This window comes from Polynucleobacter sp. HIN6, from assembly GCF_030297575.1.
GTDB lineage: Bacteria > Pseudomonadota > Gammaproteobacteria > Burkholderiales > Burkholderiaceae > Polynucleobacter.
In genome coordinates this window covers 1,564,827-1,576,676 of record NZ_AP028137.1, presented here as the reverse complement: position 1 = coordinate 1,576,676, position 11,850 = coordinate 1,564,827, and the positions used below count along the sequence as shown (strand labels likewise).

The 11,850-nt window shown below is 46.8% G+C and carries 12 protein-coding genes; 5 read left to right on the top strand and 7 right to left on the bottom strand.

Annotated elements, in window-relative coordinates:
* Nucleotides 1-63 precede the first annotated feature (63 nt).
* Complete coding sequence (locus QUE66_RS07780) at nt 64-342, top strand: HU family DNA-binding protein (protein WP_108509010.1); 279 nt, start codon at nt 64-66, stop codon at nt 340-342.
* A gap of 44 nt (nt 343-386) precedes the next feature.
* Here the strand turns inward: QUE66_RS07780 and QUE66_RS07775 are convergent, their stop codons facing one another.
* From QUE66_RS07775 to QUE66_RS07765, 3 genes are read right to left on the bottom strand one after another with little or no spacing between them, the layout of a single operon-like run.
* The gene (locus QUE66_RS07775; RefSeq protein WP_286223478.1) at nt 387-2,729 is read right to left on the bottom strand and encodes a response regulator; all 2,343 of its coding nucleotides are present in this window, start codon (nt 2,727-2,729) and stop codon (nt 387-389) included.
* 17 nt (nt 2,730-2,746) lie between these two features.
* Complete coding sequence (locus tag QUE66_RS07770; RefSeq protein WP_286223477.1) at nt 2,747-3,370, bottom strand: response regulator transcription factor; 624 nt, start codon at nt 3,368-3,370, stop codon at nt 2,747-2,749.
* A 23-nt stretch (nt 3,371-3,393) separates the two neighbouring features.
* Complete coding sequence (locus tag QUE66_RS07765) at nt 3,394-4,230, bottom strand: diguanylate phosphodiesterase (protein WP_286223476.1); 837 nt, start codon at nt 4,228-4,230, stop codon at nt 3,394-3,396.
* 329 nt (nt 4,231-4,559) lie between these two features.
* Between QUE66_RS07765 and groES the strand changes: the two genes are divergently transcribed.
* The 3 genes from groES (at nt 4,560) to QUE66_RS07750 (ending at nt 6,968) form a co-directional block, all read left to right on the top strand.
* On the top strand, nt 4,560-4,850 hold the full coding sequence (gene groES, locus QUE66_RS07760; protein WP_108509006.1) for a co-chaperone GroES: 291 nt from the start codon (nt 4,560-4,562) through the stop codon (nt 4,848-4,850).
* Nucleotides 4,851-4,876: 26 nt separating this feature from the next.
* Complete coding sequence (gene groL / locus QUE66_RS07755; RefSeq protein ID WP_286223475.1) at nt 4,877-6,532, top strand: chaperonin GroEL; 1,656 nt, start codon at nt 4,877-4,879, stop codon at nt 6,530-6,532.
* Nucleotides 6,533-6,638: 106 nt separating this feature from the next.
* The gene (locus QUE66_RS07750) at nt 6,639-6,968 is read left to right on the top strand and encodes a hypothetical protein (protein ID WP_286223474.1); all 330 of its coding nucleotides are present in this window, start codon (nt 6,639-6,641) and stop codon (nt 6,966-6,968) included.
* Between the two features lie 43 nt (nt 6,969-7,011).
* On the opposite strand, the gene QUE66_RS07745 is transcribed toward QUE66_RS07750, so the two are convergent.
* From QUE66_RS07745 to QUE66_RS07735, 3 genes are read right to left on the bottom strand one after another with little or no spacing between them, the layout of a single operon-like run.
* Nucleotides 7,012-8,376 (bottom strand): NAD(P)(+) transhydrogenase (Re/Si-specific) subunit beta, encoded by a 1,365-nt coding sequence (locus tag QUE66_RS07745; RefSeq protein ID WP_286223473.1) that lies wholly within the window; start codon nt 8,374-8,376, stop codon nt 7,012-7,014.
* Between the two features lie 14 nt (nt 8,377-8,390).
* Nucleotides 8,391-8,726, bottom strand: a complete 336-nt coding sequence (locus tag QUE66_RS07740) for a proton-translocating transhydrogenase family protein (RefSeq protein WP_286223472.1) — start codon at nt 8,724-8,726, stop codon at nt 8,391-8,393.
* A gap of 17 nt (nt 8,727-8,743) precedes the next feature.
* Entirely contained in the window at nt 8,744-9,880 is a 1,137-nt protein-coding gene (locus tag QUE66_RS07735) for a Re/Si-specific NAD(P)(+) transhydrogenase subunit alpha (protein ID WP_286223471.1), read from the bottom strand.
* Between the two features lie 201 nt (nt 9,881-10,081).
* Between QUE66_RS07735 and mnmA the strand changes: the two genes are divergently transcribed.
* Nucleotides 10,082-11,191 (top strand): tRNA 2-thiouridine(34) synthase MnmA, encoded by a 1,110-nt coding sequence (gene mnmA, locus QUE66_RS07730; protein WP_286223470.1) that lies wholly within the window; start codon nt 10,082-10,084, stop codon nt 11,189-11,191.
* Between the two features lie 3 nt (nt 11,192-11,194).
* Here the strand turns inward: mnmA and QUE66_RS07725 are convergent, their stop codons facing one another.
* Nucleotides 11,195-11,809, bottom strand: coding sequence for a glutathione S-transferase family protein (locus QUE66_RS07725; protein WP_286223469.1), 615 nt, complete (start codon nt 11,807-11,809; stop codon nt 11,195-11,197).
* Between the last annotated feature and the right edge of the window lie 41 nt (nt 11,810-11,850).

The following is an 11,850-nucleotide window of genomic DNA, read 5'->3' as shown; positions in this document are numbered from 1 at the left end:
AGTTTAGCCAATGAATGGCAATCCGCTTCTCGATAAACAACACCCTATTAAAGGAAATTGATCATGACAAAAGCAGACTTAGTGGATGTGATTGCAGATGGAGCGGATTTAAGCAAAACCAAAGCGGAGGAGGTGCTTAATTTAGCTCTCGATGCGATCAAGGCGAGTGTTGCCAAGGGCAATACCATGCAATTAGTGGGCTTTGGAAGCTTTTCCTTGGGTTCGCGCGCAGCCCGCATGGGGCGTAACCCAAAAACTGGTGAAGCGATTAAGATTGCAGCCTCAAAAACAGTCAAATTTTCTGCTGGTAAGTCCTTTAAGGATGCAGTGAATAAACGCTAACTCTGATACAAAAAGACCTAGATGAGCAGATGAATTTATTTGGATTAGCCGGGTGCGTTGATCTGTTTGTCTAGGCGATGATTACTAGTGGTGAGGCTTTCTCGGAATGATTGCTGCAGTACCTCCAGCTCAGCATCTGATTTTTCCAAATGAACGCATTGGTCATAGAGTAATTGATCTTCGCTGAGTAGTGCGCCCCCCTTGATTTTATGAATCAAGCTCATGAGTAAGCTACGATCAACTCTCTCTTTGAGCATCTCCAGCGTTTCAAGTTGAACTTTATAAACTTCCTCCAGAATCAAATCATTCATCTGCAAAGACGCATCTGAAGGTTTGATGGCTGCTTTCGTGGGGCGCGGATGTAAGTGTTTCAGTAATTCAGACTGAAGGCATTCTAGGCGGATTGGTTTAATCAGAACACCATTCATACCCGATTGAATTAGTTTGTCTTGCGAAGTCTGGGCATAGATATCGGCTGTAATACCAATAATCACAATATCGTGATAACCCATCGAGCGAATCATGCGAGCCAAATCGGTACCATGCATTCCGGGCATTGAGTGATCCGTGAGAATCATGTCATAGACATCCTCATGAAGATATTCGAGGGCCTCCCTAGCGTTGGCACATTGGTCAACATGAACACCAAGGCTTTGTAATTGCAAATAAAGAATTTGTCGGCTAGCAGGATGATCCTCGACAATTAGCGCTCGACTATTTTTAAGCAAAGGATGGCCTGATGAATTTAGAGAGCGTTGATCATTCTCAATCGGGTGACAGGTTCTAGAAAATGCAACAACAAAATGAATACTCGTTCCTAAATTAGGTGCGCTCTCAATAATTAATTGGCTTTGCATTAACCCAATGAGATGATTGGTAATGCTGAGCCCAAGCCCGGTACTTGAGCCCGACTCGCTGCTCGTTGACAGGTGAGAGCGAATTTGTTCAAACGGCATCTGCACCCGCTCAATATCTTCTTTGGCCATGCCAATACCTTGGTCAATCACCCGAAACTCTAATAATTGGCCTGCATGGTCATTGGCCAATATCCGAACTTCAAAAAACACGAGACCTTGCTCCGTAAATTTAATAGCATTACTGAGAAGATTGTGAAGAATTTGACGAATCCGTAAGGGATCGAGCAGTAATACATCGGCAATATTTGGATCAATAAAGCTAGCAAGGTGAAGTCCTTTGTTCTTGGCATACCCAAAGAAGGTTTGATTAATTTCAGAGAGAATTTGCTTTAAATCAACTGGCTCATGCTCGACCGTAAATTTTCCCGCTTCAATTTTGGCCATGTCGAGTACTTGATTGAGCATTCCCAATAAAGAAGCCGCGGACGTGTGGGCACTTTGCAATAACTCGCGTTGATGTGGGTTCAATGAGCTATTCTTCAGTAATAGTTCCTGAGCACCAATGACCGCATTCATTGGCGTGCGAATTTCATGGCTAACGGTAGCCAAGAATGCGGATTTAGCATCGCTGGCATCTTTAGCTTCTTGAGCAATGTTTAATAGGTCGGATTCCGTTCGGAATTGCTTCTTACGTTGCCAAATATGGTGCCCAATCAAAAATGCAATTAATGCAAAGGAGCCGGCCATGCCAAACCAGAGCCAATTTGCCAGATATCCCGATCGATTTGGCGCTAAGGATGGAATCGCTAATAGCTCACCCATAAAGATGGGGTCTGCTTCGTGCAATGATTTTTGAACAATCGAGTGCAGGATGCGATCTTGGTCTGCGATCAGCCATCGATAGGCAAATGGCTTATGACCTAAAGGCCGAATTTGTATTTTTTGAAGATTGAGTTGTTCGCTAAGATGCATTGCCAAGCGTAACGGCATCACAGCAAAGTGCGCCTCTCCTGTTAATAACTCTTTAGCAATTAATTCTGGTGAATTAATAAGGCGCGCTTGATTCATTGGCCCTGTAAAGTCATAGCCACGATCAAAAAAGATGGTCTTTTCAACTGTGGGATTTAATGAAGACGTGCTATTCGATTGCGTTGCTATCATCACATCCTGTCCCCAAAAGATTGGTTCTGTAAGTCGGCCAAGAAGCGCCGATTCCAGTTTCTGATTGGGATCAATCACAAGACTTACTTCGCCATTACGAATTTGATGAATGCCAGCTTCATCAGAGCTACGCCACTTTGGTGAAAATTCGAGGCCTGAACAATCTTTTAACTTTGATAGTAGTTTGGGATAAATGCCGCCATCCCAGTAGGGGCGATACTTCTCATGAATGCTAAATTGAACGATTGGATGGGCTTTGATCCATTCTTGTTCTGCTTGGGTAAATTGGGGAAAGCCTCCTTGGGCGTGAGCGTATTGGAAGCAAAGCGCGATGCTTAGACCGAATAGCCACCCTAACAAAGAATGCATCGCGCTTCGTCCCAATCTTAGCCTTCAATAATGTGGTTATTGCGGCAAAAGAGAACCAGATCAGCGATATTGGAAATCCCTAACTTATCAAATAAACGATGCTTGTAAGTTGCAACCGTTTTGCTGCTGATATTGAGGTGGTCCGATATTTCTGCATTGGATCTTCCTTTACCCAGGTATTTCATGACTTGTAATTCTCGATCAGAAATAGACGCCATCTTCTCGCTATCGGATAGGGCTGCATGGCCGTTACGACCTGTTGAGAAGAAGGTGTAGCCTTGTGAAACGGCAACGCAGGCTGCCAGAATAATATTGGCGCTAGCTGTTTTGTTCACAAAGCCATGGGCGCCTAAGGAGCGCACTCTTCCTCCATAGACCTGCTCGTCGAGGCTCGATAGGATTAGGATACGGATATTGGGGTAAGAGATCCCAATCTTCCGGATAACATCAAAGCCATCGGTTTTGGGCATATCCAAATCCAAAATCACAATATCGGGCTGCACATTTTTTAAAACACTGAGGCATTCTTCGCCGCTTTGGGCTTGGGCCACCACTTCAAATGGCACTTGGTTTAACAGCATGGACTTCAATGCCATTAACATGGCAGGATGATCATCAATCAACATCACTTTATTACGCATTACAGGTCTCCTTGTGGTTAAAGTTATTTTGATGTTTGAATAGAAAAAAGTGCTTTACCAATACGACTATCTTGAATATGAATAATTTGATGTCGATTGACAGGTGAAAGCATGAGGCTGCCATAGCAATAATCGATACCGAGTTGATAGGCAAGTTCGTTATCACGGACAAAAGTCACGTTACTGAAGTAAGTTTTGCAGGACCACTTCTTAAATAAGTGGATTTGGTCAATTAGTTGGGCGCTAGCCGAAGAGTTCGTCTCGCGGATGTGCGACGCATCGAAATGAACAGCCTCAAACTGAAACTGGCTAATTAATTTGATCGTATTTGGGTTGCCATCAAACTGAAGAGCATGAAATAGCACGCCCAAGCGCCTTAGCTTTGTGATGGCAGCACTTAATTCGTTATCGATGGCTTGGTGATTTGTAAAGCCAATATTAATTAGGCCGATGGGTAGCCTTGAATTTAAGATCAGATCGCATAGTCCATCAACACATGATGCAATCCTTAGATCAGATACATTGATTGGAAGAATGAGAGGGATGATGCGATTGCTGCATTGCCAGTAATGAATAGCATCAATTCCTTCCATGCAAAAGCGCAAGACCTCGGATGAGCTTGCCGTCAACAGGGGTCGAAATAAAACCCCCTTTAAGGCACTTCCGGAGCGATTGAAGATGGGTTCAAAATCAATCCCCCGATAGACGAATTCATTAACGGAGTTTTTTGGGGTGGGATGAGCAAATTCTTCTTGATCTCTCGGGCTTTCCCAATATGGCTGTTCAATGTCACGCAATTCACGGAAGGGCTTGTTCTTCCATGCCATCACCAAGTTATAAAGCCGTGATTTAGGGCTCATGCTTTTCTCCAATCGAATATCAATGAGTCTATGCATGCCAACCGTTTTAAGTAAGGGCATAAAGATGATTTATGTGTAAGAAATTTCCTACGCCTGCCTAGCTATGGAAGGCATCATCCAAAACCCATATTGCGTTGAAGGAGCGGGCTCTTGAAAACAGCGAATGAACACCTATATAATCAGCACTCACTACACTAGAGTGCTAATAATGATTATAAATTATTTCATTTTATTGAAAATATTTATATAAATCATATATTTAACTCAATGTGCAGAGATAATAAGGCAGCATATTTTATTAGTTAATACTTACTAACATAGGAGAGGGAATGAATCTACGTCCTTTACACGATCGCGTGATTATTAAGCGCTTAGATCAAGAAACAAAAACCGCCTCTGGAATCGTGATTCCAGATAACGCAGCAGAAAAGCCTGATCAGGGCGAGGTATTGGCCGTTGGCCCCGGTAAGCGTGATGACAGTGGCAAATTAAATGCCCCCGATGTCAAAGTTGGCGATCGCGTTCTATTTGGAAAGTATGCGGGTCAAACCGTAAAAGTTGATGGCGACGAGCTTCTTGTCATGCGTGAAGAAGACATCATGGCCGTTGTTCAGAAGTAATTAGGCAACTAGAAAGGAATTTAATCATGGCAGCAAAAGATGTAGTGTTTGGCGATAACGCCCGCGTCAAGATGGTTGAGGGTGTGAATATCCTCGCAAATGCAGTCAAGGTAACTCTTGGACCCAAAGGCCGTAATGTAGTGATCGAGCGCTCATTTGGCGGCCCAACCATCACCAAAGACGGTGTTTCAGTGGCTAAAGAAATCGAGCTCAAAGATAAGCTCCAGAACATGGGTGCTCAGATGGTCAAGGAGGTTGCTTCGAAGACCGCTGATATCGCAGGTGACGGCACGACAACCGCTACTGTACTAGCTCAGTCAATTGTGCGTGAAGGTATGAAGTATGTAGTTGCTGGTCATAATCCCATGGATCTCAAGCGCGGTATTGATAAAGCGGTAAGCGCTGCGATTGAAGAGCTCAAAAAAATCAGCAAGCCTTGCACCACCACCAAAGAGATTGCACAAGTTGGTTCGATTTCAGCGAATAGCGATGAGAGCATTGGTAAGCGTATCGCTGAAGCAATGGAGAAGGTTGGTAAAGAGGGTGTGATTACCGTCGAAGATGGTAAGTCTCTTGAAGACGAATTAGAAGTAGTAGAGGGTATGCAGTTTGACCGTGGCTACTTGTCCCCATACTTCATTAATCAGCCTGAGAAGCAAACCGCTGTGTTGGAGAACCCTTATATTCTCTTGTTTGATAAGAAGATCAGCAATATCCGTGATCTCTTGCCAGTTCTCGAGCAAGTGGCTAAATCAGGTCGCCCATTGATGATTGTTGCTGAAGATGTTGAAGGCGAAGCCTTGGCAACCCTAGTAGTGAACAACATCCGCGGTATCCTAAAAACTTGTGCTGTGAAGGCACCTGGTTTTGGTGATCGTCGTAAAGCGATGTTGGAAGATATTGCAATCTTGACCGGTGGCCAAGTGATTGCTGAGGAAGTTGGTCTAACACTCGAGAAGACCACTCTTGAGCATCTTGGGCAAGCCAAGCGTGTTGAGATTGGCAAAGAGAACACCACCATTATTGATGGTGCAGGCGATGCGAAATCGATTGAAGCCCGCGTTAAGAACATTCGCGTTCAGATCGACGAAGCCACCAGCGACTATGACCGCGAGAAACTACAAGAGCGTGTTGCTAAGTTGGCAGGCGGCGTTGCTGTAATCCGCGTTGGTGCTGCAACCGAAGTCGAAATGAAAGAGAAAAAAGCACGTGTTGATGATGCATTACATGCGACCCGTGCAGCCGTTGAAGAGGGCATTGTTCCTGGCGGCGGCGTTGCGCTGATTCGTGCAAAGCAGGGCATTGCTGGTCTCAAGGGCGATAATCCTGATCAAAACGCTGGTATTAGCATTGTGTTGCGCGCAATGGAAGAGCCACTACGTATCATCGTTTCCAATGCAGGTGATGAGGCTAGCGTAGTAGTGAATTCAGTTGCCGCTGGTAAAGGTAATCATGGTTACAACGCTGCCACGGGCGAGTATGGTGACTTAGTTGCTCAAGGCGTGATTGACCCAACCAAGGTTACAAAGACCGCGTTAGTTAATGCCGCATCTGTTGCTGCACTATTACTGACCACCGACTGCGCAATTGCAGAATCTCCAAAAGAGGAAGCTGCTGGCGGCGGTATGCCAGGCGGTATGGGTGGTATGGGTGGCATGGGTGGTATGGACGGAATGATGTAATTAAGACTTCGGTCCAAACTAAAGGGCAGCCTTGGCTGCCCTTTTTATTTGCATCAATTTTAGTTACGATGAGCTCTTGTAGATAAAAAATTACTAAGTGAGATCGGTGAATAAAATTCTATGGATCATATGCATCTTGCTCTTATCTGGGTGTACCTCTCCTGTGAAGCAGCAAGAACCGATCGTTCTTAAAAAGGGAGATCCAATCGTTTTAGGAGACCAGTATTGGACGCTTGATTTCACTTATTTTTATAAGGGTAAGGAAGTCAAAACCGTTATCAGTCAATACGATCATCGCCGTGATTGTTTTGAGGCGATGTTTAAGATGCAAAAGGAAGCCAGCAAGAAGCCAAATAGTAGTGGTGCTGGTTTGTGTAAAAAATTATTTGTGGACGGACAAGAGCGGACCGATAAAGATCATTTGGGCTTTCGATAAAAAAAGGCAGCCTAGGCTGCCTTTTCATTACCGACTGATTTGATCAATCCACCGCTTTGACCATATCCTCAACCACCTTCTTGGCATCACCAAAGACCATCATGGTTTTGTCCATGTAGAAGAGTTCGTTGTCGAGGCCAGCGTAGCCAGCTGCCATCGAGCGCTTGTTGACGATGATGGTTTTGGCTTTGAACGCTTCCAAAATGGGCATACCGAAGATGGGGCTGCCGGGCGTGCGTGCTGCGGGATTTACTACGTCATTGGCGCCCAAAACAAGAACCACATCTGCCTGGCCAAAGTCGCTGTTAATGTCTTCCATCTCAAACACTTGATCGTAAGGAACTTCCGCCTCGGCTAATAGTACGTTCATGTGGCCTGGCATACGACCGGCAACAGGGTGGATCGCGTACTTCACAGTAACACCATGATGAATTAACTTCTCGGTGAGCTCTTTAAGGGCATGCTGAGCACGCGCTACTGCAAGACCGTAGCCAGGAACAATGATCACCGTATCAGCATTGGTCATCAAGAAGGCGGCATCCTCTGCAGAACCTGTTTTGTAGTTTTTGGGACCACCATCGTCACCACCTGCAGCAGCTTCCGCACCAAAACCACCGAGCAAAACAGCGGTAATTGAGCGGTTCATTGCCTTACACATAATGTAGGACAGAATCGCACCCGAGGATCCAACGCAAGCACCCGCAATGATTAACACTGGGTTGTTGAGGGTGAAGCCAATACCAGCTGCTGCCCAGCCAGAGTAGCTGTTGAGCATCGATACCACTACTGGCATATCAGCGCCACCAATCGGAATAATCAAGGTGATACCGAGCACTAGGGCAATTGCACACATGATCAAGAATGCGGCGTGACTATCGGTGAGGAAGTATGCAACGCCAGCAGCGACCATCAAGATCGCCATGATCAAGTTGAGCAAATGCTGTCCTGAAAAGCTCACTGGTTTACCGCTGACCTTGCCGGAGAGTTTTCCGAAGGCAATGACGGATGCGGTGAAGGTAATCGCACCAATAAAGGCGCCAATAAACAACTCAATCTTCTGAGCCCCGCTATGGGCTTGGGCGGGATTAAAGACCGCAGCAATCGCAATTAACACCGCTGATAAACCAACAAAGGAGTGCATTAATGCAACTAGCTCGGGCATCTTGGTCATTTGCACGCGTTGTGCTGCAATCGAACCAATGATGGCGCCCGCGATGATTGCTCCCCCAATTAACCAATAAACCGGCTTAAAGCTTGGAATGAGGAAGGTAGTAATAACTGCAAGTGCCATCCCAACCATGCCATAGACATTGCCTTGGCGCGAGGTGGTTGGGGATGAGAGTCCTTTGAGTGCCAAAATAAATAGCACGGACGAAACAAGATAAGAAATGGCTGTGAAGTTTGACATGATGTGCTCTCTTATTAGTTGCCAGCCGATTCGTTCTTCGGAGCTTTTTTCTTGAACATCTCAAGCATTCGCCGAGTAACCATAAAACCACCAAAGATATTGATGGATGCTAAGAAAATCGCTAGCGCTCCAATCAAGCTTGTTAGGGTGATTTCATCACCGTTGATGACTTCCGTTTGCAACATCGCGCCCACAATGATGATCCCTGAGATGGCATTCGTCACCGACATCAGCGGGGTATGCAAAGCAGGTGTTACATTCCACACCACGTGGTAGCCAACAAAAATAGCCAACACAAAAACTGTGATGTTTTGGACGGTTAATAGACTTTGAATAGCAGCAGCATCCATTTTGGTTCCCTCAATAATTAATTGGTGCGAATGGCTTGGCCATCACGGCACATCAAGCAGGCGGCAACAATATCGTCATCGGCTGCAGCTGGAATAGCAAGTTGCCCTTCCTTATTAAGGATGAGCTTCATGAAATCAAGCAAGTTTCTGGCATAGAGGGCTGAGGCGTCCGCAGCCACCATGCTTGGTAAATTGGTGTAACCAACAATCTTTACGCCATTGTGATTGATCACCTGGTCGGCTCGTGTAAGAGGACAGTTACCTGAACCGTTCTCGCCGCGCCCAGCAGCAATATCGATCACCACCGAGCCAGCTTTCATCTTCTCAACAGTATCGGTATGTAAAAGGACAGGAGGTTTGCGCCCCGGAATTAATGCAGTGGTGATCACAATATCAGCTTGAGCTGCACGCTCAGCCACCAGCGCCGCTTGACGCTTCATCCATGCCTCAGGCATAGGACGGGCATAACCACCAACCCCCTGAGCAATCTCGCGTTCCTCATCGGTTTCATAAGGTACGTCGACAAATTTGGCGCCTAGGGACTCAATTTGCTCTTTGGCGGCAGGGCGGACGTCAGAGGCCTCAATGACGGAGCCAAGGCGCTTAGCGGTTGCAATCGCCTGCAAACCGGCAACCCCAGCACCCAAGATAAGGATGCGGGCAGCTTTTACGGTTCCCGCAGCTGTCATTAGCATGGGCATAAAGCGCTGATACTCATTCGCGGCCAACATCACGGCCTTGTAACCGGCAATATTGGCTTGGGAGGAGAGCACATCCATACTCTGGGCACGGGTGGTACGCGGTGCGGCTTCGAGGGCAAAAGCGGTGATTCCCTGAGCTGCCATCGCAGAAATTCCTGCATTATCAAAGGGATCGAGCATGCCAATCAGGACGGATCCCGCTTTGATCTGCTTTATTTCATCAGCCTGGGGCGCGCGCACCTTGAGAACAATCTCACAGGCAAATGCGTCGGCTGCGGAGCCAATGCTGGCCCCAACGGCCTCATAAGCACTATCGGGAAGGCTGGCGCCAACCCCTGCACCTGATTGAATAATGACTTGATGACCCTGACTAATCAGCTTTTTAACGGTCTCAGCGGTCGCGGCAACCCGGGTCTCTCCGGGTCTGGTTTCCAGCGGCACTCCAATGCGCATGGCGTATCTCCAAAAGCAAGAATTTTTAAAAAAGGAACCATTTTAATTAATTAGCCATGCCTTGTGAGCTAGCCCGCCCAGTCTCCTGTATATCCCTTTGGCCAGAGCTTGACCGAGACTTTTACAATATGTGAGCTTGAAACAATTTCTGTATTTTCGCACTTTTTTAATGGTTTCCCCTAATAATTCTATTTTCCAGCCATGACCGCCACAGAATCCCAAAAAATTACACCTTCTGGCAGACCAAAGGTGGTGGTGGGTATGTCTGGGGGCGTTGACTCCTCGGTGGCCGCCTGGTTACTAAAAGAACAGGGCTATGAGGTGCTTGGTCTCTTCATGAAAAACTGGGAAGACGACGATCAGGATGAGTATTGTTCTGCACGGCAAGATTGGATTGATGTTGTATCTGTTGCTGATCTCTTGGGGATCGATGTTGAAGCAGTGAACTTTGCCCAAGAGTATCGTGAACGTGTCTTTGCTGATTTTTTGAGAGAGTACGCAGCAGGGCGAACACCAAATCCGGATGTGCTTTGCAATGCCGAGATTAAATTCAAAGCGTTTTTAGATCATGCGATACATTTGGGGGCTGATTTGATTGCTACTGGGCACTATGCCCGAGTTGAGCGTCATGCTGATCATGTGCAACTACTAAAAGCCCGGGATCTGACGAAAGATCAAAGCTATTTTTTGCATCGCTTAACACAAGCCCAATTGGCAAAAGTCTTGTTCCCCTTGGGTGAGATCACCAAAAAAGAGGTCCGTGAGATCGCTGCGGATTTGGGCTTACCCAACGCTCGTAAGAAAGACTCAACGGGGATTTGTTTTATTGGCGAGCGCCCTTTTCGAGAATTCTTAAACCGCTATTTGCCCAGAACCCCAGGCCCGATCCTGAGTGTGGATGGTAAGCAATTGGGGGAGCATATGGGCTTGGCATTCTTTACATTAGGGCAGCGCAAAGGAATTGGTTTGGGCGGTAGCCAAGATGGAACCGGTGATGCTTGGTATGTGGCCCGCAAAGATGTTGCTAATAACACGCTCTACGTGGCACAAGGCCACGATCATCCCTGGTTATTGAGCGAAACCTTAGCCGCGATGGATGCCTCATGGGTTTCAGGCCATGAGCCGCCACTGGGCCAATACAGCGCAAAAACCCGTTATCGCCAAGATGATGCGCTCTGTGCAATTACCGCCGAAGACGGCGACTCCTTTGAGTTGCAATTCGAGACGGCTCAGTGGGCGGTGACGCCAGGCCAGTCCGCCGTTCTCTATCAAGGGGATGTTTGCCTGGGCGGCGGAATTATCGTTCGCTAAGCATTACTGCGCTGGTGGAGTAGTCTTTTTGAATGAGGGGCGATCCGATAGTTGTGCAAAATGCGTGGCAAGGTTTGGGTATTGAGTTTTCCAGTTGAGCTCCGGAAAGCGCAATTCAAACCAGCCAAGCGCACATCCCAAGGCAATGTCAGCAAGACTAAATTGATTGCCATGGCACCATTTAGAGTTACCTAAACTCTTTGACATGGTCTCCATACCCTGATGCACTTTATGCATTTGACGCTCAAGCCACTTCTCGCTTTGCTCGCCATCATTGCGAAAGGTTTTTTCTAGGCGCGCCAAAATACCGGCATCAATTACGCCATCGGCTAAGGCCTCCCAAGTTTTAACCGCAGCACGTTCCCGACCGGTGGCAGGAATCAGCTTGCCAACTGGACTTAGAGTGTCAATGTATTCAGCAATCACTCGAGAATCAAACATGGCACCGCCATCATCCATCAGCAGGCACGGAATCTTGCTTAAGGGATTAAATTGTGCAATCGAGGTCTCTGAGTCCCAGACATTCTCAAGGACCAGCTCGGCATCAATCTTTTTTTCCGCCATGACGATGCGTACTTTACGAACAAAAGGGCTAGTTAGGGATCCAATAATTTTCATAAGGGCGCAGTATAGCAATCTATGAGGTCGGCCATAAACCC